This is a genomic window from Aureimonas sp. AU4 (assembly GCF_001463765.1).
Taxonomy (GTDB): domain Bacteria; phylum Pseudomonadota; class Alphaproteobacteria; order Rhizobiales; family Rhizobiaceae; genus Aureimonas.
Map to the genome: position 1 here is coordinate 21,638 of NZ_BBWK01000075.1, position 22,431 is coordinate 44,068.

Annotated in this window: 25 protein-coding genes and 1 tRNA gene; 16 read left to right on the top strand and 10 right to left on the bottom strand. The window is 64.5% G+C overall.

Going from position 1 to position 22,431, the window contains the following annotated elements:
• The first annotated feature begins 10 nt into the window (after window positions 1-10).
• Window positions 11-1,204, top strand: a complete 1,194-nt coding sequence (locus AUL35_RS19090; protein ID WP_082666465.1) for a UbiH/UbiF family hydroxylase — start codon at window positions 11-13, stop codon at window positions 1,202-1,204.
• An 85-nt stretch (window positions 1,205-1,289) separates the two neighbouring features.
• Window positions 1,290-1,628: a heat shock protein HspQ gene (gene hspQ / locus AUL35_RS19095; protein ID WP_062017811.1), complete on the top strand. Its 339-nt coding sequence runs from the start codon at window positions 1,290-1,292 to the stop codon at window positions 1,626-1,628.
• Window positions 1,629-1,694: 66 nt separating this feature from the next.
• Here the strand turns inward: hspQ and AUL35_RS19100 are convergent, their stop codons facing one another.
• Window positions 1,695-2,252 (bottom strand): invasion associated locus B family protein, encoded by a 558-nt coding sequence (locus AUL35_RS19100; RefSeq protein WP_156418089.1) that lies wholly within the window; start codon window positions 2,250-2,252, stop codon window positions 1,695-1,697.
• A 261-nt stretch (window positions 2,253-2,513) separates the two neighbouring features.
• Here AUL35_RS19100 and AUL35_RS19105 point away from each other — a divergent pair, with 261 nt between their 5' ends.
• Window positions 2,514-4,400, top strand: coding sequence for an extracellular solute-binding protein (locus AUL35_RS19105; protein WP_062017813.1), 1,887 nt, complete (start codon window positions 2,514-2,516; stop codon window positions 4,398-4,400).
• Here AUL35_RS19105 and mfd read toward each other — a convergent pair.
• Both mfd and AUL35_RS19115 read right to left on the bottom strand, forming a co-directional pair.
• Window positions 4,384-7,896, bottom strand: a complete 3,513-nt coding sequence (gene mfd / locus AUL35_RS19110; RefSeq protein WP_062017815.1) for a transcription-repair coupling factor — start codon at window positions 7,894-7,896, stop codon at window positions 4,384-4,386. The two genes, AUL35_RS19105 and mfd, sit on opposite strands and share 17 nt — an antisense overlap.
• Window positions 7,893-8,189 (bottom strand): succinate dehydrogenase assembly factor 2, encoded by a 297-nt coding sequence (locus tag AUL35_RS19115; RefSeq protein WP_062017817.1) that lies wholly within the window; start codon window positions 8,187-8,189, stop codon window positions 7,893-7,895. Before AUL35_RS19115 ends, mfd begins: the two co-directional genes overlap by 4 nt.
• A gap of 120 nt (window positions 8,190-8,309) precedes the next feature.
• On the opposite strand from AUL35_RS19115, the gene recG reads away from it, so the two are divergent.
• Window positions 8,310-10,415, top strand: coding sequence for an ATP-dependent DNA helicase RecG (gene recG, locus AUL35_RS19120; RefSeq protein ID WP_062017819.1), 2,106 nt, complete (start codon window positions 8,310-8,312; stop codon window positions 10,413-10,415).
• A gap of 3 nt (window positions 10,416-10,418) precedes the next feature.
• Here recG and glmS read toward each other — a convergent pair whose 3' ends face one another.
• The 3 genes from glmS to AUL35_RS19135 form a co-directional block, all read right to left on the bottom strand.
• Window positions 10,419-12,248, bottom strand: coding sequence for a glutamine--fructose-6-phosphate transaminase (isomerizing) (glmS, locus tag AUL35_RS19125; protein WP_062017821.1), 1,830 nt, complete (start codon window positions 12,246-12,248; stop codon window positions 10,419-10,421).
• A 71-nt stretch (window positions 12,249-12,319) separates the two neighbouring features.
• The gene (gene glmU, locus AUL35_RS19130; protein WP_062017823.1) at window positions 12,320-13,675 is read right to left on the bottom strand and encodes a bifunctional UDP-N-acetylglucosamine diphosphorylase/glucosamine-1-phosphate N-acetyltransferase GlmU; all 1,356 of its coding nucleotides are present in this window, start codon (window positions 13,673-13,675) and stop codon (window positions 12,320-12,322) included.
• Window positions 13,676-13,729: 54 nt separating this feature from the next.
• Window positions 13,730-14,467, bottom strand: a complete 738-nt coding sequence (locus AUL35_RS19135; RefSeq protein WP_062017825.1) for a cytochrome c biogenesis CcdA family protein — start codon at window positions 14,465-14,467, stop codon at window positions 13,730-13,732.
• Window positions 14,468-14,625: 158 nt separating this feature from the next.
• On the opposite strand from AUL35_RS19135, the gene AUL35_RS19140 reads away from it, so the two are divergent.
• From AUL35_RS19140 to AUL35_RS19160, 4 genes are all read left to right on the top strand, one after another.
• Window positions 14,626-14,701: transfer RNA gene (locus AUL35_RS19140), tRNA-Lys, on the top strand.
• Window positions 14,702-15,002: 301 nt separating this feature from the next.
• Window positions 15,003-15,575 carry a hypothetical protein gene (locus AUL35_RS19145; RefSeq protein WP_062017826.1) on the top strand — a complete coding sequence of 191 codons (573 nt, stop codon included), beginning with the start codon at window positions 15,003-15,005 and terminating at the stop codon, window positions 15,573-15,575.
• Window positions 15,576-15,989: a hypothetical protein gene (locus AUL35_RS19150; protein WP_062017828.1), complete on the top strand. Its 414-nt coding sequence runs from the start codon at window positions 15,576-15,578 to the stop codon at window positions 15,987-15,989.
• Between the two features lie 546 nt (window positions 15,990-16,535).
• Complete coding sequence (locus tag AUL35_RS19160) at window positions 16,536-16,760, top strand: hypothetical protein (RefSeq protein ID WP_062017832.1); 225 nt, start codon at window positions 16,536-16,538, stop codon at window positions 16,758-16,760.
• Window positions 16,761-16,960: 200 nt separating this feature from the next.
• Here AUL35_RS19160 and AUL35_RS22280 read toward each other — a convergent pair whose 3' ends face one another.
• The gene (locus tag AUL35_RS22280) at window positions 16,961-17,224 is read right to left on the bottom strand and encodes a hypothetical protein (protein ID WP_156418085.1); all 264 of its coding nucleotides are present in this window, start codon (window positions 17,222-17,224) and stop codon (window positions 16,961-16,963) included.
• A 1,157-nt stretch (window positions 17,225-18,381) separates the two neighbouring features.
• Here AUL35_RS22280 and AUL35_RS23100 point away from each other — a divergent pair.
• The 8 genes from AUL35_RS23100 (at window position 18,382) to AUL35_RS19190 (ending at window position 21,282) form a co-directional block, all read left to right on the top strand.
• Window positions 18,382-18,504: a hypothetical protein gene (locus AUL35_RS23100; protein WP_280137359.1), complete on the top strand. Its 123-nt coding sequence runs from the start codon at window positions 18,382-18,384 to the stop codon at window positions 18,502-18,504.
• Window positions 18,505-18,531: 27 nt separating this feature from the next.
• Entirely contained in the window at window positions 18,532-18,735 is a 204-nt protein-coding gene (locus AUL35_RS19165) for a hypothetical protein (RefSeq protein WP_062017834.1), read from the top strand.
• Window positions 18,736-19,093: 358 nt separating this feature from the next.
• Window positions 19,094-19,363 (top strand): hypothetical protein, encoded by a 270-nt coding sequence (locus AUL35_RS22285; RefSeq protein ID WP_156418086.1) that lies wholly within the window; start codon window positions 19,094-19,096, stop codon window positions 19,361-19,363.
• 139 nt (window positions 19,364-19,502) lie between these two features.
• Complete coding sequence (locus AUL35_RS19170) at window positions 19,503-19,721, top strand: hypothetical protein (protein ID WP_062017836.1); 219 nt, start codon at window positions 19,503-19,505, stop codon at window positions 19,719-19,721.
• Between the two features lie 105 nt (window positions 19,722-19,826).
• Window positions 19,827-20,009, top strand: a complete 183-nt coding sequence (locus AUL35_RS19175; RefSeq protein WP_062017838.1) for a hypothetical protein — start codon at window positions 19,827-19,829, stop codon at window positions 20,007-20,009.
• 10 nt (window positions 20,010-20,019) lie between these two features.
• On the top strand, window positions 20,020-20,214 hold the full coding sequence (locus AUL35_RS19180; protein WP_062017840.1) for a hypothetical protein: 195 nt from the start codon (window positions 20,020-20,022) through the stop codon (window positions 20,212-20,214).
• 239 nt (window positions 20,215-20,453) lie between these two features.
• The gene (locus tag AUL35_RS19185; RefSeq protein ID WP_156418087.1) at window positions 20,454-20,750 is read left to right on the top strand and encodes a hypothetical protein; all 297 of its coding nucleotides are present in this window, start codon (window positions 20,454-20,456) and stop codon (window positions 20,748-20,750) included.
• 334 nt (window positions 20,751-21,084) lie between these two features.
• Complete coding sequence (locus AUL35_RS19190; protein ID WP_062017844.1) at window positions 21,085-21,282, top strand: hypothetical protein; 198 nt, start codon at window positions 21,085-21,087, stop codon at window positions 21,280-21,282.
• Window positions 21,283-21,367: 85 nt separating this feature from the next.
• Here the strand turns inward: AUL35_RS19190 and AUL35_RS19195 are convergent, their stop codons facing one another.
• The 3 genes from AUL35_RS19195 to AUL35_RS19205 all read right to left on the bottom strand — a co-directional run.
• On the bottom strand, window positions 21,368-21,529 hold the full coding sequence (locus AUL35_RS19195; RefSeq protein WP_156418088.1) for a hypothetical protein: 162 nt from the start codon (window positions 21,527-21,529) through the stop codon (window positions 21,368-21,370).
• A gap of 65 nt (window positions 21,530-21,594) precedes the next feature.
• Window positions 21,595-22,095 (bottom strand): hypothetical protein, encoded by a 501-nt coding sequence (locus tag AUL35_RS23210; RefSeq protein WP_374754504.1) that lies wholly within the window; start codon window positions 22,093-22,095, stop codon window positions 21,595-21,597.
• Window positions 22,041-22,431 (bottom strand): fatty acid desaturase (locus AUL35_RS19205; RefSeq protein ID WP_192847124.1); only part of this gene is annotated, 391 nt, incomplete at its 5' end. The genes AUL35_RS19205 and AUL35_RS23210, both read right to left, overlap by 55 nt.

A 22,431-nucleotide genomic window follows, 5' to 3' on the forward strand; every position in this document is an offset into this window, starting at 1 on the left:
GGATCCTGCGATGGAAACGAGACGCGACATCGTGGTCGTCGGCGGTGGCTTGGCGGGCTACGCGACAGCACTCGGCTGCGCGAGGCTCGGGTTGGAGACGCTGCTGCTTGCGCCCCCCGCTCCATCGGACGGACGCTCCACGGCCATTATTGGCGATTCGGTCTCGTACCTTCGGGGTCTTGGTATCGCTCTCGAGTCACTGGAACAGGCGCAACCGCTGGAGGCCATGCGCATCGTCGACGATACCGGACGCCTTCTGCGCGCGCAGAGCGTCGAGTTTCGCGCGTCCGAGATCGATCTGCCAGCGTTCGGATACAATGTTCTCAACGCGGATCTGGGTGCCGCGCTACGCAAGGCGGCGGACGAGGTCGGCTTGCGTCTGGAGGTTCGCTCCGAAGCGGCGGAAGGTTTAGAGACGACGTCGGACCACGCGATCCTGCGGCTCGCGAACGCGACCGTCAGGACCCGCCTCGTTATCGGAGCCGACGGTCGTCGTTCCATCGTCCGGAAACATGCGGGAATTTCTATCCGCGAATGGCGCTACCCGCAAACCGCGATCGTGCTCAACTTCGCGCACGACAAGAGCCACGACGGGGTTTCCACGGAGTTCCATACCCGGACCGGCCCCTTCACCACGGTTCCATTGCCCGGCCGACGCTCTTCGCTTGTCTGGGTCGAGTCTCCTGAGGAGGCTTTGCGCATTCAGGGTCGATCGCGTTCCGACCTGTCCCGCCTGGTCGAGGAGCGGATGCACTCGATCCTGGGTGCGGTCGAGATTGAGGACGGTTGGCAGGCCTTCCCGTTGCAGGGGGCGATCGCCAGCCGCATGACGGCTGGACGCGTCGCGCTTGTTGGAGAAGCGGCGCACGTATCGCCGCCGATCGGAGCACAGGGATTGAATCTGGGCTTGCGAGACGCCGCCGCCCTCGTCGCCGCACTCGGTCGCCACCGCGACGACCCAGGTGGTGCGTCGATGTTGGCCGACTACGAAGCGCAGCGCCGGATCGACGTCGCCACACGCAGCACCGGTGTCGACTGGTTGAACCGCTCCCTCCTGACCGACCTCCTGCCCGTCCAGGCAGCCCGGTCCGTTGCGCTCGGGCTCGTCGGCCGCTCGTCGTTTCTGCGCCGTCTGATGATGCGGGAAGGTATGAGTCCCGGCTCGTCCCTGCGCGGCCACCGACACGACACGGCGTCGGTGTGATCGATCTTTGTATGGCGGTGACTGAGGGTTCGGGGATTGCGGGTTGGACTTGCCGCGCGAGGGTGGCGGGCGCTAACTCCTCGACATGAGCACGAACACGACGCAGACCGCCCGGTTCTTCATCGGCCAGATTGTCCGGCACCGGTTCTTCCCGTTCCGGGGCGTCATTTTCGATGTCGACCCGGAATTCGACAACACGGAAGAATGGTACCAGTCCATTCCCGCCGAGGTGCGCCCACGCAAGGACCAACCCTTCTACCACCTCTTCGCCGAGAACGCCGAGAGCGAGTATGTGGCCTATGTCTCGGAACAGAACCTCGTTCCCGACTCGGAAGGCGGGGCCGTAAGGCATCCGCAGATCGCCGAGCTGTTCGACGGGCCCTTCGAGGGGGTCTATCGGTTGAAGGAAACGCGGCGGAACTGACCCGTCGGAACGAGAACGGCGGCCCGAAGGCCGCCGTTTCGATCGGTCGCTTGCGGCAGTCGAAGCTTACTGCGCCGAGGTCTGCTTGGCCTTGTTCTGCGCGTCCTCGAACTTCTGACGTCGGGCTTCGGCCTGGCTCTGCAGCGCGTCGTTGAGCTGCTGCTGGCGCTGGGCGATCTCGGGCTCGGCACGCGCCGGGCCGTCATAGGCCTGCTTGAAACCGGTGAGGGTGACGGTGATCGGGTTGGGCTGGCGCTGGAAGTTGACCGACGTGACCTTCAGCGTCTTGCCCTTCTTCATCGCGGCGACGATCGCGTCCGACAGCTCGACCTCGGCGATGCAGCGGTCCGGGAAGCAGACCGAGTAGTTCAGCGCTTGGGGCTTGTTCTCGTCGACCTGCAGCTGGACGCCGGCCGGGATGACGCGGCCCGTCGGGACGACGGCCTGCAGCACCTTCTGGTTGACCTTCCCCGTCACGTTGATGAGGTTCACGGCGGTGATGAGCTGACGGGTGTCGGCGATCATCGTGTACTGCGTGTTGCAGATGTTGTTGTCGCCCTGCGGAGAGCAGACCTTGAACCACTCCGCCGGCACCTGCTGCTGGGCGGCGGCCGCGCCCGACATGGCCGCTCCGGCGGCCGCAGCCAGTCCGGCCACGATCGCCACACGGCCGGCAATGTTGAAACGGGTTGTCACGGGATGGTCGTCCTTTTCTGGAGCGCGGTTCGGTCCGCCGGTTCGGGGCTGCATAACCGCCTGTCGGGTCTTCTGCAAATGAGGCCGTTTGAAGACCTGCGCGAAGCTGGACTCGACCGCGCCGCAGGTAGGCAAGCGGCTGACGATTCGATAGTTTTCGGCCGGAAATAACCGGAGACATCCCTCGAAATGTTGGTTCCGAGCCTTGCGCCCAGCTTGCGACGCGCGCTTTCCGGCGCGGCTTTCGGCGTGTCGGCGCTTGCCCTCACCATTCCCGCACAAGCCGAGTTCCGGCACGGCATAGCGATGCAGGGCGAACCCGCGCTTGCACCCGATTTCGCAAACTTCCCCTATGCGGATCCGGCCGCGCCCAAGGGGGGACGGATGGTCTACGGCGTCTTCGGCTCGTTCGACAATCTGAACCCCGTCAGCGTGCAAGGAGCCCTGACCGCGGCGCGTGGCCTGTTCGCGGATCCCGAGTTCGGCAACCTCGTCTACGAGCCGCTCATGCAGCGCTCGGCTGACGAGGCGTTCACCTTCTACGGGCTTCTCGCGAAGTCGGTGGAGACCGATGACGAGCGCAGCTTCGTCGAGTTTCAGCTCGATCCGGCCGCGCGCTTCTCCGATGGGCGTCCCGTGCGACCGGAGGACGTGATCGCGACCGTCGACCTCCTGAAGGCGCAGGGCTCTGTGCGGCCGCAATACTCCAACTGGCTGTCGAAGGTGGCGCGCGTCGAGAAGCATGGCGATCTTGGCGTCCGCTTCACCTTCAACGAAAAGGCCGACCGCGAGTTGCCGCTTCTTCTCGCATCCCTTCCCGTCATACCGCAGGGCGCCTTCGACGCGACGACGATCGCCAAGACGACGCTGGACAAGCCGGTCGGCTCCGGACCCTATCTGGTCGAACGTGTCGAGCCGGGACAACGGATCGTGTACCGCCGGAATCCAGACTACTGGGGCCGGGATCTACCGACGAAGCGCGGGCTCGATAATTACGACGAGATCGTCGTGGAATATTTCCGCGACCAGAACGCCCAGTTCGAGGCGTTCAAGAAAGGCATCACCTACGTCTACTTCTACAATCAGCCGAACCCGCGCCATTGGCGCACCGCCTACGACTTTCCAGCCGTCACCAACGGCGATGTCGTCAAGGAGGTGTTCCAGACAGGCCGACCGGCAAATCTCAACGCCTTCTTCTTCAACACGCGTCGGCCCGTCTTCGCGGACGCGCGGGTTCGTGAAGCTTTATCCCGTCTGTTCGATTTCGAGTGGGTCAACCGGAATCTCTTCTACGGCGAGTATCAGCGCCTTGAGAGCTTCTTCGACAATTCGGAGCTCTCCAGCGTCGGGCGGCCGGCCGACGCGCGCGAGGAAGCGCTTCTAAAGCCCTTCGCCGCGAGCATTGGGCCGGGCGTTCTGGCCGGCACGTGGCGCGCGCCGAGCACAGACGGCTCCGGAAGCGACCGGACGGCGCTGCGATCCGCGATCGATGAGCTTGAGGCGGCCGGCTACCGCTTTGCGGACGGACGCATGGCTGATTCCTCCGGCCAGCCCCTATCGTTCGAGATCATGGTCGCGACGTCCAACGAAAGCCGCATCGCGTTGGGCTACGCCCGAAGCCTGGCGCGCATCGGCGTCGAAGCGCGCGTACGTCAGGTGGACGACGCGCAGTACCAGAAGCGGAAACAGAGCTTCGACTATGACATGCTCATCGGAGCCTTCAGCGGAACGCTGTCGCCTGGCACGGAACAGGTGAACCGCTGGGGATCATCGGCGCGCGAGCGGCCCGGATCGTTCAATTACGCCGGCGTCGCCGATCCGGCGGTGGATGCCATGATCGCGGCGATGACCTCGGCGCGCACGCGCGAGGATTACCTTGCCGCCGTGCGCGCCTACGATCGGGTCCTGATCTCCGGTCACTATGTCATCCCGCTCTACTACATCGGCGAGCAGTGGATGGCGCGCTGGCGCTTCATCCAGCACCCGGACACGACCCCGCTGACCGGTTTCTACCTCCCGGCCTTCTGGGACGAACGCGCCAAGGACCGAATGCTAACCGTCAGGCCGCCTTCTTGAGCCCCTCGTCGGCGAAGCGCGCGAGCTGGGTCGCGATGGTCGCCGCCCCGTTCAGCCGTTGCTCGGGTTTGGCCCAGTCGCGGATGAAGACGATCGACTGGTCCGGCCGGATCTTCGCCATGACGCCCTGTTCGCCGATGTAGCGCACGAGGGCGCCCGGATTCACGAAGGTCTTGTCGCGGAAGTTGACGACGAGCCCCTTCGGCCCGGCATCGAGCTTTTCGATGTTCGCGCGTCGGCAGAGCGCCTTGATGAAGACGACCTTCAGAAGGTGCTCGACCTCGGTCGGAAGCGCGCCGAAGCGGTCGATCAGCTCGGCGCCGAAGGCGTCGATCTCTCGCGCATCGCCAAGATCGGCGAGGCGCCGGTAGAGCGTCATGCGAAGCTGCAGGTCGGGGACGTAGCTTTCCGGGATCATGACGGCCGTGCCGAGAGTGATCTGCGGCGACCACGATCCATCGCTCTCCGGCTCGACGCCCTTCATCTCGGCGACGGCCTCCTCCAGCATCTGCTGATAGAGCTCGAAGCCGACTTCCTTGACGTGGCCGCTCTGTTCGTCACCCAAAAGATTGCCCGCGCCGCGCTGGTCGAGGTCGTGGCTCGCGAGTTGGAAGCCTGCGCCGAGCGTATCCAACGACTGCAGAACCTTCAGGCGGCGATCCGCGCCGGCGGTCGGTGTCTTGTTGGCGGGAATCGTCATGAGCGCGTAGGCGCGCTGCTTCGAGCGACCGACACGGCCACGGAGCTGGTAGAGCTGGGCCAAGCCGAACATGTCGGCCCGGTGGACGATCATCGTGTTGGCGGACGGGATGTCGAGGCCCGACTCCACGATCGTCGTCGAGAGCAGAACGTCGTATTGGCCCTCGTAGAAGGCGTTCATGATGTCGTCGAGCTCACCCGCCGGCATCTGGCCGTGGGCGAGCGCGACCTTGACCTCGGGTACCTGCTCCTCGAGGAACTCGCGGATGCCCGCCAGATCCGACAGTCGCGGAGCCACGTAGAAACTCTGGCCGCCGCGGTAGCGCTCGCGCAGCAGCGTCTCGCGCACGACGAGCGGGTCGAACGGAGCGACGAAGGTGCGGACCGCCATGCGGTCCACGGGGGGCGTCGTGATGAGCGACAGTTCGCGCACGCCCGTCAGGGCCAATTGGAGTGTGCGTGGGATGGGCGTCGCCGACAGCGTCAGGACGTGGACATCCGACTTCAGCTCCTTCAGCCGCTCCTTGTGCTTGACGCCGAAGTGCTGCTCCTCGTCGATGATGAGGAGACCAAGGTTCTTGAATTCGACGCCCTTGCCGAGCAGCGCGTGCGTGCCGACGACGATGTCGACGGTGCCGTTCGTCAGCCCCTTCTTGTTCTCGTTCAACTCCTTCGCCGTCACGAGGCGCGAAGCCTGGACGACGTTCAGCGGAAGGCCATGGAAGCGTTCCGTGAAGGTCTTGAAGTGCTGGCGTGCCAGAAGCGTCGTCGGCACGACGACCGCGACCTGCAGGCCGTTCATCGCCGCGATGAACGCCGCGCGCAGGGCGACTTCCGTCTTGCCGAATCCGACGTCGCCGCAGACGAGGCGATCCATCGGTTTGCCGGCCGAAAGGTCGTCGGCCACCGCCTCGATGGCGTTGAGCTGGTCTTCCGTCTCCTCGTAGGGAAAGCGCGCCTGGAACTCGCCCCAAAGACCCTCTGGCGGGACAAGCTTCGGCGCGCCGCGCATCTGGCGCTCGGCGGCGATGCGGATGAGGCCGCCGGCCATGTCGAGCAGGCGCTTCTTGAGCTTGGCCTTTCGGGCCTGCCAGGCGCCGCCTCCCAGCTTGTCGAGCACAGCCTCCGAGCCCTCGCCGCCGTAGCGCGACAAGAGCTCGATGTTCTCGACCGGCAGAAAGAGCCGGTCACCGCCCGCATAGGACAGCTCCAGGCAGTCGTGGGGCGCGCCCGCCGCCTCGATCGAACGAAGGCCGACGAAGCGCGCGATACCGTGATCGACGTGGACGACGATGTCGCCCTCGTCGAGGCCGGTCACCTCGGAGATGAAATCGGAACCGCGCTTCTTGCGCCGGCCACGGCGGACAAGACGGTCTCCCAGGATATCCTGCTCGCCGACGACCGCGATCCGGTCCGTCTCGAAGCCGGCCTCTATTCCGAGCACGGCGGTCGCGACGATGTTGCGGCCGACCTCCAGCGCCTGTTTCAGCGTATCGACGGCTTTGATGTTGCCGAGGCCGTGCTCTTCCACGACCTGCGTCAGCCGTTCCCGCGACCCCTCGGACCAGGCGGCAAGGATCACCTGCTTGCCGCCGGCACGCAGGTTCGAGATATGATCGACCGCCGCACCGAAGACGTTCACGTCGCCGGCCTGCCGCTCGCTGGCGAAGTTGCGCCCGCGTTGGATGTCGAGGTTCACGACGTCGGTCTGGAAGCCGGCGTCGGTCACGGCGTAGGAGGAGAGCCGGATCGGCTCGGCCGCAGCCAGCCGCTCGTTCAACTCCTCGTCCGTCAGGTAGAGTTCCTGCGGCGGCAGCGGATTGTAGGGCACGGCCTCGGCACTGCCCTCTGCCACTCCGCGCCGACGGGCGTCGTAGTAGTCCAGCACGAGCTTACGTCGCTCGGCGACCGACTCCACCACGAGGTGATCGAGCACCAGCGGGAATCCCGCGACATAGTCGAACAACGTGTCGACGCTCTCGTAGAAGAGCGGCAGCCAGTGCTCCATGCCGGAGAAGCGCCGGCCATCGCTTATCGAGGTGTAGAGCGCATCGTCACGCGAGGGTGCACCGAAGCGCCTCACGTAGTTCGAGCGGAAGCGCGAGATCGTCTCGTCCTTCAGCGTTACCTCCGAGACCGGCGCGAGCTCGAAGCTTTTGCGCTGACCGCTGGTGCGCTGGGTCGAAGGGTCGAAGGCGCGGATGGACTCCAGCGTGTCGCCGAAGAAGTCGAGGCGGACCGGCTCCTCGTCGCCTGGCGCGAAGAGATCGAGGATGCCGCCTCGCACGGCGAACTCGCCGCGCTCACGGACGGTCGTCGTGCGCTCGAAACCGCCGCGCTGAAGTACGCGCACGATATGATCCATCGAGATGCGGCCGCCTGCCTTCGCCGCAATCGTCTCCTCCTCGAGAACACGGAGCGGCGGCATGCGCTGGAGAAGCGCGTTGGCACTGGTCAGGATCAGGGCGCGGTGCGGCTCGCGTCGCAGCGCGCCGATCGCAGACATGGCGGATAGACGCCGCGCGGCCGCCTCCGAAGAGGGGCCGACGCGGTCGTAGGGCAGGCAGTCCCACGCGGGCAGCGTCAGGACCGGAAGGTCGGGCGCGACGAAGCGCAGCGCGTCCTCGAGCTCCGCCATGCGGTTGCCGTCCCGAAGGACGAAGACGATCGGACCGCCCTGCCCGCGGTGTCGCGCGATCTCGGCCAGCAGGAACGCCTCGTAGCCGTCCAGAACGTTGCCGATCCGCAGACCGCCGCCCTTCTTCAGCGCCTTCTGGAGGACTGCCGTCGTGCTCATGCGTTCGTCTTGTCCTGCAATTCGTAGAAGCTACGGATTCGGCGGAAGACCGGTGTGTCGTAGTTTGCCGGCGTCTCGACCGACCCGGTCATCCACGAGAAGAGGTCGCGGTCCTGCGCCTCCATGAGCAACTCGAACACGCTCAGGTCGCCGTCATCCAAGTTATGGATCTCCGCATCGGCAAAACGCCCGAGGACCAAGTCCATCTCGCGCGTACCCCGATGCCAGGCATGGTAGAGCGCCTTGCGGCGCCGAAGGTCCAAGCCTTCCGACGAGCGCGTCATTCCCGTCATGTCCGACGATCCGTTTCTTGATGCCGCCGGGCGGCGGCGCAGAGCCAAGTCCTGCATATAGTCGGCGGTTCCTGCAGTGTCAGCCTTGGCCGCCTCCTACTCGGCCGATAAACAACGCTCATGCGACCATCCCTCCTCGATCCCCTGTTCGCCCCCGTCTCGGTGCTGCCTGGCATCGGACCGAAGGTGGCCAAGCTCCTCGACGGACTCGTCGCCGCGCCGGGCGCGAGCGAAGCGCGCGTGCGAGACCTTCTGTTCCATCTCCCGACCGGACTGATCGACCGCCGACGCCGTGAGGAGATCATGTCGGCTCCAGCAGGCACGCTCGTGACGCTGGAGCTGCGGATCGACCGGCATGTGATGCCTTCGCGCGAAGCCCGCAACCAACCCGCGCGCGTGCTGGCGCACGATGCGACGGGCGAGATCGCGCTCACCTACTTCCGTGCGAAGCCGCAGTGGCTGGAAAGCCTCCTGCCAGTCGGCGCGACGCTGCTCGTCTCGGGCCGCGTGGAATGGTTCAACGGTCGCGCCTCGATGATCCATCCGGACTTCGTCGGTGACGCGGAAAAAGCCGCGAGCCTGCCGCTCGTCGAGCCCGTCTATGCGATGACGGCGGGCCTGACAGGCAAGGTCCTGCGCAAGGCGATCGCCAATGCCCTGCCGCAGTTGCCGGTGCTTCCCGAATGGATCGAACCTGGCGTCGTGGGACGCGAGGCCTTTGCAGGCTTTGCCGCATCGATCGAGGCGCTTCATCATCCCGAGGACCCGGCGGACCTTGCGCCGCAGAACCGGCACTATCGGCGGCTCGCCTACGACGAGTTCCTGGCCAGCCAGATGGCACTCGCCCTGTCGCGCCAGCGCATGCGCCGCCAGCGCGGGCGCGCGCTAGGCGGCGATGGCTCCATCCGTGCAAAGGCGGAGGCTGCCTTGCCGTTCCAGCTGACCGACGGCCAGCGTGAAGCGCTCCTCGAGATCCACGCGGACATGGCGAAGCCCGACCGGATGCTTCGCCTGCTGCAGGGAGACGTCGGAGCGGGCAAGACGGTGGTTGCGCTTCTTGCCATGTCGGCAGCCAAGGAGTCGGACGCCCAGTCCGTCCTTCTCGCCCCGACGGAAATTCTCGCCCGCCAGCATTTCGCCGGCCTGACGCGCTGGTGCGAGGCTGCGGGCCTTTCCATTGCGCTCCTCACGGGCCGCGACAACGGCCGGACGCGCTCGACCAAGCTGGAGGCGATCGCCAGCGGTGAAATCGACGTCGTCGTCGGGACGCACGCGCTCTTCCAGGACGACGTCGCCTATCATGACCTCGGCCTCGTGGTCGTGGACGAGCAGCATCGCTTCGGCGTCCACCAGCGCCTCACGTTGACCCGCAAGGGCCGCGCGCCGGACCTTCTGGTCATGACCGCGACTCCGATCCCGCGAACGCTCGTCCTCGCCGCATTCGGTGACATGGATGTCTCCCGCCTTCACGGGAAGCCCGCCGGTCGCAAGCCGATCACGACGGTCGCCGTCCCGCTCGACCGGCTCGACGAGATCGTGGGGCGCATCGGACGCGCGATCGACGAGGGCGATAAGGTCTACTGGGTCTGCCCCCTGGTCGAGGAGTCCGACAAGAGCGAGCTCACCTCCGCGGAAGAACGAGCTGACGTCCTGCGCCAATTCTTCGGCGACCGGGTCGGGCTCGTGCACGGCCGCATGTCGGGCGATGAGAAGGACCGTGCAATGGCGGACTTCAAGTCCGGCGCCACGCGGGTCGTCGTCGCAACGACCGTCATCGAGGTCGGTGTCGACGTGCCGGACGCGTCGATCATCGTCATTGAGCATGCCGAACGCTTCGGCCTCTCCCAGCTCCACCAGCTGCGCGGCCGCGTTGGACGCGGCAGCAAGGCGTCGTCCTGCGTTCTTCTCTACAAGGCGCCGCTCGGCGAGACGGCCAAGGCACGGATCGGCGTGATGCGGGAGAGCGAGGACGGGTTCCGTATCGCCGAGGAAGACCTGAAGCTTCGTGGCGAGGGGGATCTTCTGGGCACGCGCCAGTCGGGCCTGCAGAGCTTCCGCATCGCCCGCCTCGACGAGCATGCCGACCTTCTCGAGATCGCACGCAACGACGCCCGCTTCCTGCTACACCAGGACCCCGAACTCGTCTCGCCGCGCGGCGAGGCGGTACGGATCCTCATGTATCTCTTCGGGAAGGACGATGCCGTCCGCCTGCTGCGCGCCGGCTAAGCGCTATTCCACGGTCACGGACTTCGCCAGGTTTCGCGGCTGGTCGACATCCGTGCCCATCTGCACCGCCGTATGATAGGCGAGCAGCTGAAGGGGAACCGAGTAGACGATCGGCGTCAGGATCTCCGGCATGTCCGGCAGGGTAAGAACCTGTGCGTTCCGGATCGCCTCGGCCCTCGCGCCCGTCTCGTCCGTGACGAGAATGATCTTGCCCCCGCGCGCGGCCACCTCCTGCATGTTCGAAACGGTCTTCTCGAAAACGCGGTCGTGAGGTGCGATCACGACGACAGGCATGGTGTCGTCGATCAGCGCGATGGGTCCGTGCTTGAGTTCGCCGGCGGCGTAGCCCTCGGCATGGATATAGCTGATTTCCTTCAGCTTGAGCGCGCCCTCCATGGCCAGCGGGAACGAGAAGCCGCGTCCGAGGAAGAGCGCATGGCGATGGGTCGCCATGTCGCGGGCCAGACTCTCGATCGCGTGCTCACGATGAAGTGCCTCGTTCACGAGGCGGGGCAACTCTGCCAATGCGCCCGTCAGCTCCAGCTCACCATCGCCCGAGATGACGCCACGATCGACGCCGGCCCGCACCGCCAGGGCCGCCAACGCCGTCAGCTGGCATGTGAAAGCCTTCGTCGAGGCGACTCCGATCTCCGGCCCGGCCAGCGTCGGAAACACGAGATCGGCCTCGCGCGCCATCGTCGACTCCGGCACGTTGACGACGACGGCGGTACGGATGCCAGCGTCGCGTGCATGGCGAAGCGAGGCCAGCGTATCCGCCGTCTCGCCCGACTGGGAGACGAAGAGCGCGAGATCTACATCATCAAGCGGACTTTCTCGGTAGCGAAACTCGGACGCGACATCGAGATCGCAGGCAATCCGCGCATAGCGCTCGAAATAGTATCGTCCGACCAGCGCCGCATAATATCCCGTACCGCAGGCGGACAAGGCGATGCGGCGGACCGACGAGAAGCTGAAGGCTTGGCCGCCTGGGATACGCGTGCGTCCCGTTGTCATGTCGACGAAGGCGCCGAGCGTGTGACCCAGCACCTCCGGCTGCTCGTAGATCTCCTTCTGCATGAAATGCCGATGGTTGCCCTTGTCGACATAGAAGGCCTTGCCGGTTGAGCGGCGCAAGGGACGCTCGACAGGCCTGTCCTCGGCATCGAAGATTTCGTGGCCGTTGTGGCGAACCACGATCCAGTCCCCGTCCTCGAGATAGCGGACCGCGTCCGTAAAGGGCGAGAGAGCGATCGCATCGGAGCCGAGGAACATCTCGCCCTCGCCCTCGCCGAGCGCCAGCGGGCTGCCTCGGCGTGCGCCGATCAAAAGATCGCTCGCGCCCTTGAAGAGAAACGCCAGCGAGTAGGCCCCTTCCAGTTGACGGAGCGAACGGGATACCGCCTCGCGCTCGCTGGCGCCGCGGTCCATCTCCCGCGTGACGAGCGCCGCCACGACTTCGCTGTCCGTCTCGCTGCTGAAGCGGTAGCCGTCGGCCTCGAGTTCGCCCTTCAATTCGCGGAAGTTCTCGATGATGCCGTTGTGAACGACCGCGAGCCGGGCCGTGGCGTGCGGATGGGCGTTCGTCTCGTTGGGCACCCCGTGTGTGGCCCAGCGCGTATGGCCGATACCGATCGTGCCGCCGAGAGGCTCTTCGACAAGGCGCGCTTCTAGATTGCGCAGCTTTCCTTCCGCGCGCCTGCGTTCTAGCTCGCCTTCCGCCGTGAGCGTCGCGACGCCAGCCGAATCGTAGCCCCGGTACTCGAGCCGCTTCAACGCGTCGACAAGACGACCCGCCACGGATTCGTGGCTGATGATGCCGATGATGCCGCACATGAACTTCGCTCCAGCTTCTCGCTCGAAGGGTAGATTGGTCGAAAAAGGTTACGGTTCGCCCGCCCCCTCCCTCACTTGCGGCTTTCGGCCTTTCGCGCGGCATTGCGTTCGTTGATGATCCGCCCCCGATCGTCCTTGTTCACTTGGCGGGCGCGGCCGAGCGCTAGGGCGCCGCCGGGAACGTCCGCCGTCACAACGCTGCCGGACCCGACATAGGCGCCGTCCCCAATACGGACGGGCGCGACCAGCGAGGAGTTCGAGCCGACGAAGGCGTCGGCCCCTATCACCGTCCGGTACTTGTTGTAGCCATCGTAGTTGCAGGTGATGGTTCCGGCGCCGATGTTCGTTCGCTCGCCAATCTCGGCATCGCCAAGATAGGTCAGGTGGCTGACCTTTGCCCCGGCACCGATATCGGCACTTTTGGTTTCGACGAAGTTGCCGACTTTCGCATTCGCGCCGACCGTCGTGCCGGGCCGCAGCCGGGCGTAGGGCCCAATCGAGGCCCCTTCCCCGACATTCGCGCCTTCGAGATGGCTGAAAGCATGGATCACGCTTCCGGCCGCTATCCGGACGCCAGGGCCCATCACGACGTGGGGTTCGATGACGACGTCCGGCGCGATCTGCGTGTCGTAGGAGACAAATACGGTCTCCGGCGCGACAAGTGTGACGCCGGCGAGCATCAGTTCCGTCCTGCGCCTTGCCTGAAAGACCGCCTCGACCGCCGCGAGCTCAACGCGCGTGTTCACGCCGAGCACGTCATCGAAGGGCGCTTCGCTGACGCGAACGGACAATCCGCGCTCCCGCGCGAGCGCGACGATGTCCGTGAGATAGTACTCGCCCTTCGCGTTACGATTGCCGACAGCCTCCAAGAGGGCCAGCGCATGCTCCCCGGCGATCGCCATGACACCGGCATTGCAGAGCTCGATACGCCGCTCGGCATCCGACGCATCCTTCTCCTCGCGGATCGCGACGAGTTCGTCGCCGGACATGACGAGCCGACCATAACCGGTCGGTTGGGACGTCTGAAAACCGACAACGCAGATTGCGGCGCCGTCCGCCAGGTGCCGCCGAGCGCGGTCGAGCGTGTCGGCCCTGACAAGCGGCGTGTCCCCGAAGAGAACGAGGACGTCGTCCCAGCCTTCGCGGATCGCATCGCGCGCACTAAGCACGGCATGGGCCGTTCCCAACCGCTCCGCCTGTACGAAGCAGGATATGCCGGCACCGGACGCTTCGACAAGCTTGGAGACGGGCTCGGCGTCACGACCGACCACGACCGCAATCCGCTCGGACCCGGCCCTGCGCGCTGCGGAAACCGCATGGAGAACCAGCGGCAGCCCCGCGACCTCGTGTAGGACCTTGGCCTTGCTCGATCGCATTCGGCTTCCCTCGCCGGCCGCCAGAACGATCGAAAGACTACGTCGGGTCATCGTGAAATCGGGCCTCGGCTTGGTACGGGCATGAAAAGCCCCTCGCCCGACCGTTTAGCCGATCGTTTGCAGCGCAGGAAACGTTTCGAGAAGCCAGAAGGAGATCGACTGCATGCCGCCGGTCAGAAACAGGACACCGGTGACGATCAAAAGGACACCGGTTGCCTGCTCGACGCGACGCATGTGAGTGCGCATTCGGGCCATCTGGGTCAGAATGAAGGCCGAGAAGGCTGCTGTCAGGATGAAAGGGATGCCGAGCCCAGCCGAGTAGAAGGCCAACATCACAGCGCCTTCCTGCGCCGTCTGGCGCGCACCGGCTAGTCCCAAGATCGTACCTAATACAGGTCCGATACAGGGCGTCCATCCGAATGCGAAGGCCAATCCCATGACATAGGCTCCGCTGTAGCTGCGAGGGCTACCCCCTTGAAGACGCGCCTCCCGCGACAGGAAGCCAAGGCGGAAGACGCCGAGAAAATTCAATCCCATCGCGATGATGGCAAGCCCAGCCAGCATTCCGAGCCAAGTCAGATTCTGCCTCAGGAGAAGCCCGACCGAACTCGCGCCAACGCCCAAAAGGACGAAGACGGTCGAAAAACCAAGCACGAAGACGAGAGCGGCTGCGATCAGGCGATATTGAGCGCCTCGCGTCATCGCTTCCCGCGACTGCAGCGTCTCGCTCGAGACCCCGGTCATGTAGCAGAGATAGGGGGGTACCAGCGGGAGAACGCAAGGCGACAGGAACGATAGCGCCCCGGCCAAGACCGCAACGCTATAACTCACATCCATGATCATGGGGGCCTATTCCCGTTCATTCGCAGTACCGAGATGCGTCATATCCCCCTGTTCTACCACGACGCAAACGTTGGGGTGCTCCGTACGGTTGACCGCATGCGCCCCTGTGACTAAGTCTCGCGGCGCCGGGTGGATGGTTCATCGCATTCCACGCGTGCGAGCGCGTAGCTCAGTTGGTAGAGCACGTGACTTTTAATCATGTGGTCGTGGGTTCGAGTCCCACCGCGCTCACCAAGACAGCCGATTCTAATCGCTGCCCTTGTGGTTTCCCACTGATCCGGTCGGTCGTTCGAGACTGTCTTGGGTACACGATCGGGGACAGACGTAGGTCCGTTGAATGCTTCGGATCGGCGTTCACCGTCCCGGAAAGCGCCACCTGCTGGACAGACTTCAACCAGCATGGCTTCTCCGCAGCACCCATCGCGAACCGCCACCGAACCGGATCGGAAAAGGCTAAGACGGCGATGCTGACTCGCGATCGAATACGGAGACCCGCGCGATCACCGCCGACGAGACCCTGTAGGGCGTCCTGACCTTGCAGACGCAGATCCATGAAGACGAACTCGGCCGGGTCTTCGCCGGACGCAAGTACGCCTTACTTGACATCTTGATGCGCGGCGGCCCGCCGACGGACGGCACGATCACGATCGATTTCCAGCCTATGGTCCGACAGCCTGCGGGGCGTCCACGATCTATCCAAGGCGTTCAGATCCATTTGCTAATCGCCCGCACCGGCCTGCCGACCCTAGCGAGTCTCCGAATCCTGCACACCGTCATGCATCCTCACGAGAGAAAGTGGCTCGACGACTCGCTCGCCATCCACGGCGACACCGATACTGCCTGCCGGCTCTACGAGAGTGACCATAAGAAGCCTGACGTCTGGGCGGCGTTCGCCGTAGGCCTCAGGAGCCATTCCTACGCCATGTTCCGGTATTCGGACTGGCGTTGGCATGCCGGCGTCGAGTTCACGATCTCAACCGACGGTGTCGCGACGCGCTGGGAGCGCGCAAGGAGGCGACACGACGTCGTAATGGCGGTCATGGACTGGCGGCAGGTGTCGGGTAAACCAGATCCGTCCGAGTCCATCGAGGCGTCCAGGAGAGACTAGTTGCGGAACCTGATCACGATCGCCCGGACGCGCGACTACGAAGGTGAGGAGCGCAGGCGTGAGATTCTGGACGCCTCAAGGGAGTCAGAGGCAGCGCAGGCATCGGAGGATATCAAGGGTGGATTTGCCGCGGAGCACCTTATGGCCGAGGAGACGACCGCGGAACGCACTGAGCTTGCCGTCATCGTAGCGAGGAGGACTACCGAACCGGCAGTCGTGCAGGTCCATCCCGCGCAGGCCGCCGACGAGGCACCTTCCACGGTTCGTCATTCGTTGGGCCGCCACGTGCCGAATGTGCCGAGCCTCGTCGTGGTACCGAACGACGCGATGTCCTCGGAGAAGACGCACGTTTCGGGTGGATCGGAGGATCTCTGGGAGCCTCTCCAGCCGATCGTCAATGTCCGGCTCCCGTGAGGCTGGCGCACGTCGACATGTTCAAGATGGTCAAAGGTGCTTGGGGACGAGTATCTGTACGCCAGCGACCCGATCGCAAGGCTGCTGCGGGGCGTGCGGACCGGTAGCCCCTGTACATTCGTCCGACGCTCCTCAACGGGTCGCCTAGAACAGGGCAAGACGTCGCTTCTCAATAGTCTTCTCGATCACCACGTCGAGATGCCGAACGTCGTCTTCCCCTGCGCGTCCGTCGCTGATGGTTCGTTCGGCGGGATGCCCGTTCAGTGGGCGACGAAGCGGGTCTCCGCTCCGTTTGAACTGATCCGCCAGTCGAAGGTTGCTAACCCCGTCGTCGTCCTCGACGAGATCGAAAAGACGGGCAGTTCTACGTCGAACGGCTCCTCACTCCACTCTCTTTTGCCGATACTAGAGCGACACACTTCGCCGGACTAATTCGAAGTCGGCATCGCGAGGACGGTCAACCTGAGCGCGGTCTCGTTCCTTGCGGCGGCCAACGAGGTGTCGACTATCCGGCCCCCTCTCCGAGACCGCTTCAGGATCCTCGAGATGCCCGATCCCGAATCGCAGCATGTCGGCGGTCTAGCGAAGCAGATCGTGGACGACCTCCGCAACGAGCGAGGACTGGACGACGGCTGGATGCTCTATCTGGCTGCCGACGAGATCCGCATCGTCCAGAAGACCTGGCGTGCCGGTTCGCTACGCCGCCTCCGTGTGGCCATCGAGGCGACAATCGAGGCTCACGAGACCATGCTTCGTGCGAGGCCGAGGTGATCCTTGCTCCCCCGGCCGACGTCGTCGAGCGCCTCGACCACATCGAACGTACGGAAGGCGTTCCGCTCACCGAACTCGCCCACCGGGCTGTGTCGATCTGATCCCAACTAACCGGACCGGAGCACCGGTCTCTCGGTCAGGTCGCCATGGGGATCGTCATGGAACGCCAATACAAAGGAGGTCACACGAGAAAATCTGGATCATGTCGGACATCTACGACGACTTCTCTCGATCGGCGATATGGCGTCTGGCAGCCCCCGATCGACGTCAAGGCCAACATCCTGGTCGTCGCCGGCGACATCGCCGGCTGCTTGTCGATGATGGGCTAGGACTGGCTGGAAGACCAGCGTCGCCGCCTCGACATACCGATCGTTGTCGTCGCCGGAAACCGCAATTTTTCGACTGCCAGCCTCGACCGCGCGATCCCCCGCGCCCGCGAGCGCCCTCAGGTCGACGGCATCCACGTACTTGACGGCGACGCGGTCAAGATCGGCGGTGTCCGCTTCGTCGGCGGCACCCTATGGACCGACTACGCGATCTGCCGTGACGGCACGCACAAGGCCAGATCAAGGCTCAGGCGTCGATGAACGGTTTCAGATACACTCGGTTGGGCGTCGGGGTGGTGCGGTCCCGGCTTACCCTCCCAGCACCTCGCTGGCATCGACGCCAGGCACAAGGCAGCGATCGTCGACACCCTCACGACGCCGATTGACGGGCCCACGGTCGTCGTGACGCACCACGCGCCCTACGTCCGGAATCAAGCACGGAGAGGTCCGGAAGCGTCTTGACGCGGCGCACGCGAGCAACCTCAGGACGTGCTGCACGACGGTCGACCGGCGATCCGTATCCGTGGGCACGTGCATTGCCATCGCGATTACACTTGCTTCGATACGCGGGCGATCTGCAATCGGATGGGATACGTCAGGTCAAAGATGGTCTTCGGTCAGGGCGTCGTGAAGCACGAGAACGCGGCCTTCGATCCCCGGCTCGTCGTGGAGGTCTGATGCGGCTCCGGATCTCGATGAGACCGACGTGACGTATCTAACCGACGACGAGCGTCAGATCCTTGCCGGATATGTAAAGCGTGCTCGACAGGCAGCGTTGGAATACACCGTCGGCCTTCGTCAAACTCGGCGTGCAGCCGATATCCGAGCGAAGGCGGCGACAGAGATCCTTCGCCTGCTCCGCATGTGGGTCGACACCGTCGTGCTGTCGACGAAGGACTGCGAGACAACGTAGGCGATCGAGGATGCGATGGCAGTGAAGCGGGCCAAAGGCCTGGCGTTCATCGCCTTCCTTGGCCTGACTGACGACGAGAAAGTTTACGACAGGTTGTCCGGAAGATGGATGGTCACGCCTCGCCAGCCACTTAGATGAAAACGGCCGGCGAAGTCACGCTCCCGGCCACTCTCGACCCATCTAAGTCGTTCGAACGTTGTAAGCAACCACCCCAAAGCGGACGTCGGAGGATGTCACCTCGGCACGCAACCTCCCCGGCTTGTCGTCGTCGATGGCAGGGTTCCCGCTATCGCACCTCGAAGTGCCTCGACCGAGGGTTTGATCGAATTGATGGGGGCTTTCCCGTGCAAGGGTGTCGGGTGAGCCATGCGAGGTTGGGCCGATGGGCGAGAAGCGCAAGGGTTCGAAGGAGGTTCGAAAGCCGAAGAAGGCCGCCGAGAAGACGATCGCCGCCGCACCGACCCTGAAGGGCGGCGAGGCCGCATCGGCCAAGAAGAAGGGCTGACGTCTGTCCGCGGATCGGAGGCGCTTGATGGATGACGAAGAACGTCAGGAACTCAGCGACCGGATCGATGGTCTGCGCCTCATCATCGCCTCGCTGATCGAGGCGCTGCCCAACAGCACGGAGATCCTGTGGCGGTTGCAGCAGACGGAGGCGATGGCACGCCGGCACAACCTGCCGGCCGGCGTTCTGAAGGAGTTGGTCGATCTGCGCGAGACGCTGGACGAACTTTGAAGCCGACGCGCGCGCTGCTCGCCTGCCGAGAGCCGTATCCGATAAGCTCCATACGAACGAGGTCGATCATGTCGGATCTACAGACCGTCTACCGCCCACCCAACGGCGATGACTGGTTCGTCGAGCGTCGGGCTGATGGCGGGGTTACTGCGGTCGTTCATCAGGCAAACCAGGCATCGGGTGGAACGCGGACGCGCATGCCGATCGACGAGTTCTTGAAGCGAAGCGGCAACGGACCGGAGGTCGTAGCGGTTCTGGCGGACATGGCGGCCGACGGCGGGTAGTCAGTCTCACGGAACGTTCGCTCGCATCAGCGCTTCCCTCCCCCGAGCCTCGATCGCGGGGCGAGGACCCCGACATGCCCCCGACCGATCGCACGCAAGCTGTTCAGACCCACCCGGATCCCTCCAAACGCGCCGACGTGTTCTGGTCGTCCGGCAACCGCGGCGGGATGCACGAAGGAAAGATGCAGTTTCGATCGTTTCCGAGCTTGAACGAAGCGATCGATTTTGTCCGTTCTCAGACGGCCGGGACGAGAACTTCCTTGGGGTATACGATTGACACGGGCGATCACAGCTTGGAGGGCGCCGAGTTGAATGCGATTTTGTCAGGTCAAGACCAGCCATAGCGATCGCATTTTGGGAATATCGTTTGCTATCGGCTGGAATAGGTCTATCTCTCTTCTGAGGGTGTTGAAGAAGACGGGCTGCCGGGACGTTCGGCGGGGCCCATGCCTCTGGCGCTTCCACCCTGCGGAGCCCTGTTCCATGTTCGGCTATCAAGGTGGCGAAAGCGACGAGACCGTCGCTCGCAAGCGCAGCTATGCAACCGAGGCCCGCGAGCGCTGGCCGTTCCTGACCCGGTTCGACGTGACCACGATCCACAACGAGCAGCAGCTCGCGACGATGGTGCGCGACCGGCTGGGGCTGCGAAAGGACCAAGCGGACGCCGACGTCCATCGCTGGACGGAAGGCAAGCGCTTCTAAGCCGATTGCCGCGGCGGAGCCCAGCGTTTGATCCGGTCAGCCATGGCTGCGCCGGAGGAACCGGCTCGATCGTCCTTCCCCCATCCTCCTGCCAGCGAGTGTCCCATGCCCCTCTCCTTCAAATCGACGAGGGTTCCCCATCTTCGGATCGTCGTCGAGCGCTTCCCCGGCCTTCACAGCCTCGAGATGCGCGATGCCATCGCAACGCTGGCCGAGAAGCGTCTGCGCCGCCTTCGCATGGATCTGGAAGACAAAGCCAACGCCATCCTGCTTCCCATGCCTTCGTAAGGAAACCGCTATGAAGACCATCAGCAGCCAGTTCTATCTGGATCGTGCGGCCGAGTGCCGTTTGGCGGCCGCCGGCGCATCTCTTGCGGAGGTTCGGCGCAAGTATGCCGATGCCGAGGAACGTTGGCAGGCGATGGCGTCGCTGGCCCGCACCCGCGAGGACGAAGGGAGGTCCACTCCGCATCGTCTGCGAAGCACGCATTGACCATCGTTCAACGTCGCGCGTGCGGTTCGGGTAGCGCTGTTCCGCATGGCGTCAGACCTGCTTTCTTCGGAACCGGCAATCTCGGTGTCTCGGCGTCGTTCGTGCGAGGCGCTGCTCCCGTCAGATCCATCACGCTGGACTGCGTGAACCGTGCGGATGCTCGGAGCGATGAGCCGGTCATCCGGGAACGATCTCCCGTAGCAGACCTCCCTTCCACACAGCCCACACGAGGTTCCGCCATGCTGATCCCCCGCTCTTCGTGGGAGGGTGCCCGACCTGCATCCTCCGTTCCGACCATGCCCAATCCGGGCGTGCGCCTCGCGGCGCAGGACGCCTTGGCTCTGCAAGCGAAGCATCCCGAACACGCTGCCGATGCGGACCAAGCTGGTCAGGACGCAATCGAAGGGCGCAACACCGGGAAGCCGAACAGCCATCGCCGGGTGATCGGCATCATGTTCGGTATTGACCCGCGGAACCTCTACGAAGCGCCGGGCGAGGCGCAAAGCCGCGACCAAGCCGTGCGGGATTTGGATTGACACATCCCGCGCACCCCTCGCCAACGTGTGTGCCGATCCGTTCGGCGCCACCCGACCATCTCCAACCCAAGGCCCGACCATGATCGCATCTGCGTTGCTGCGCCTTCTTCGCCCCGTACGACGCTCACTTCGCGCCCTGCGCCGGGGATGGCGCTGGGAGAGTATCCCGTTCGATGAGCCGCGGCATCTGACCAACGGACGGATGAGCCGGGACGATGGCGGGCAGATGTGGCGGCGGTGGAACGGCCGCGAGTACGACTTGGTCCAACTCGCGATGATGCCGTAGCGCGTGTGCTGCGACGTCGATCCTAGAGGTAGAGCACAGGAGCCTGCGATGTGGCTTGAACTGACGACCCTGCAGGGCGAGCCGACGCTGGTGAATATGAACCATGTCGTCACGATCTCGACGGAAGGCGATGGTAGCCGGTTGCATGTGACGCTGCCGGAATCCTCTGCCCATAGCGGTGTCGCGGTCCTGGTGCGGGAAACCCAAGCCGACATCCGAAACAAGCTCGTGAGTGGGCGCACATAACGGGCGTGCTCCACGACCCGACGCTTGGCCGCACGCGATCGCAAACGTCGCTAGCGAACTCAGGTCACCGCGGGGTGTCATGGGATCAGGCGACCGCCGACTGGTCTCTTCGGTCCATCAGTCGCTGCAGACCGTTGACCGACATCTCCATATTGGCGACGTTGTGCAAGGCCTCCGACAACTCGCTCGCGTCGGGAGTCTCGTCCTCCCACAACGCGGCGAGAAGCCGTTCAAGATCCACTGTCATCTCGCGGAGCTGCTGGGTCCCCGGCCGGAGAGTATGGTTGTCATCACACAGCATCGGGGCGGTTGTCACGCTATAGGGATGGCGTCGCAGAACTGCAGATCCGAAATAACGCTGCCCCGGCCGTCGCGGATGACGAAACGACAGTGGCCTCCCAACGGTTGCCCCCGCCGCAGCCGTTCGGCCATCATCTCGCGCGCCGCGAGAACGGCTTCGTGTTGAGCCTCCTCGCTCGACGTAAGCTCACCCCCTCCGAGTCGGCGACCGCGGTGTCGCCGGTTGGGATAGCGAAGAAGAACCGCATGGTGGTCTCGGGTGATGCGTTGGACATCGCTCTGATGTGTCCGTTGCATCAGGACGCTTCCACGCAACCAGTCGTCCCCACATGGTAGCTGGACAAGGGCTGGAGCGCGGACGCAACGACGCCGATGAACGCAAGGTGCATCGCCCAAAGCGCCCATACTTATCTCCTGCGCTCGGCTTTGAACTCGATGGCGGTCGTACCACTGCCCGTTCAGAAGGCGACGAGCTTTCGCCTCGTGGGGTCCCACAAGGACAGCCCAACGCATTGAAGGCTTTCGCCGATCGTCAGGCGCGATAGGGAACTCAACGCTGGTTCCGCGTTCAGGCAGGCCTGCAGCCGGTAGTTCGGGATCCGCGGGTTCAGATGGTGAATGTGATGAAGACCGATATTGCCGGTGAACCACTGCAGCATCTTCGGCATCACGTAGTACGAGCTGCCACTGAGGGCTGCGCGTTGTTGGCTCCAGTCCGGCGACTCCTCCCAGTGCGTGTCCTCGAATTGATGTTGGACGAAGAACAACCAACCGCCAATCCAGGACGCGACGAAAGCCGTCGGCAGCACCGCGAGTGCGACAGAGACCGGACCGAGCACCAGCACCAAG

What these genes read in the sequence shown, in the direction of transcription:
- AUL35_RS19175 (WP_062017838.1), top strand. Translation starts at nt 19,827, where the DNA reads ATGCCCCTCTCCTTCAAATCGACGAGGGTTCCCCATCTTCGGATCGTC.
- AUL35_RS22285 (WP_156418086.1), top strand. Translation starts at nt 19,094, where the DNA reads ATGCCCCCGACCGATCGCACGCAAGCTGTTCAGACCCACCCGGATCCC.
- AUL35_RS23100 (WP_280137359.1), top strand. Translation starts at nt 18,382, where the DNA reads ATGGGCGAGAAGCGCAAGGGTTCGAAGGAGGTTCGAAAGCCGAAGAAG.
- AUL35_RS19165 (WP_062017834.1), top strand. Translation starts at nt 18,532, where the DNA reads ATGGATGACGAAGAACGTCAGGAACTCAGCGACCGGATCGATGGTCTG.
- hspQ (WP_062017811.1), top strand. Translation starts at nt 1,290, where the DNA reads ATGAGCACGAACACGACGCAGACCGCCCGGTTCTTCATCGGCCAGATT.
- AUL35_RS19105 (WP_062017813.1), top strand. Translation starts at nt 2,514, where the DNA reads ATGTTGGTTCCGAGCCTTGCGCCCAGCTTGCGACGCGCGCTTTCCGGC.
- mfd (WP_062017815.1), bottom strand. Translation starts at nt 7,896, where the DNA reads ATGAGCACGACGGCAGTCCTCCAGAAGGCGCTGAAGAAGGGCGGCGGT.
- recG (WP_062017819.1), top strand. Translation starts at nt 8,310, where the DNA reads ATGCGACCATCCCTCCTCGATCCCCTGTTCGCCCCCGTCTCGGTGCTG.
- AUL35_RS19185 (WP_156418087.1), top strand. Translation starts at nt 20,454, where the DNA reads ATGCTGATCCCCCGCTCTTCGTGGGAGGGTGCCCGACCTGCATCCTCC.
- AUL35_RS19160 (WP_062017832.1), top strand. Translation starts at nt 16,536, where the DNA reads ATGCCCGATCCCGAATCGCAGCATGTCGGCGGTCTAGCGAAGCAGATC.
- AUL35_RS19090 (WP_082666465.1), top strand. Translation starts at nt 11, where the DNA reads ATGGAAACGAGACGCGACATCGTGGTCGTCGGCGGTGGCTTGGCGGGC.
- AUL35_RS19115 (WP_062017817.1), bottom strand. Translation starts at nt 8,189, where the DNA reads ATGACGGGAATGACGCGCTCGTCGGAAGGCTTGGACCTTCGGCGCCGC.
- AUL35_RS19135 (WP_062017825.1), bottom strand. Translation starts at nt 14,467, where the DNA reads ATGATCATGGATGTGAGTTATAGCGTTGCGGTCTTGGCCGGGGCGCTA.
- AUL35_RS19195 (WP_156418088.1), bottom strand. Translation starts at nt 21,529, where the DNA reads ATGACAGTGGATCTTGAACGGCTTCTCGCCGCGTTGTGGGAGGACGAG.
- AUL35_RS19170 (WP_062017836.1), top strand. Translation starts at nt 19,503, where the DNA reads ATGTTCGGCTATCAAGGTGGCGAAAGCGACGAGACCGTCGCTCGCAAG.
- AUL35_RS19190 (WP_062017844.1), top strand. Translation starts at nt 21,085, where the DNA reads ATGTGGCTTGAACTGACGACCCTGCAGGGCGAGCCGACGCTGGTGAAT.
- AUL35_RS23210 (WP_374754504.1), bottom strand. Translation starts at nt 22,095, where the DNA reads ATGCGTTGGGCTGTCCTTGTGGGACCCCACGAGGCGAAAGCTCGTCGC.
- AUL35_RS19100 (WP_156418089.1), bottom strand. Translation starts at nt 2,252, where the DNA reads ATGTCGGGCGCGGCCGCCGCCCAGCAGCAGGTGCCGGCGGAGTGGTTC.
- glmU (WP_062017823.1), bottom strand. Translation starts at nt 13,675, where the DNA reads ATGACCCGACGTAGTCTTTCGATCGTTCTGGCGGCCGGCGAGGGAAGC.
- AUL35_RS19180 (WP_062017840.1), top strand. Translation starts at nt 20,020, where the DNA reads ATGAAGACCATCAGCAGCCAGTTCTATCTGGATCGTGCGGCCGAGTGC.
- glmS (WP_062017821.1), bottom strand. Translation starts at nt 12,248, where the DNA reads ATGTGCGGCATCATCGGCATCATCAGCCACGAATCCGTGGCGGGTCGT.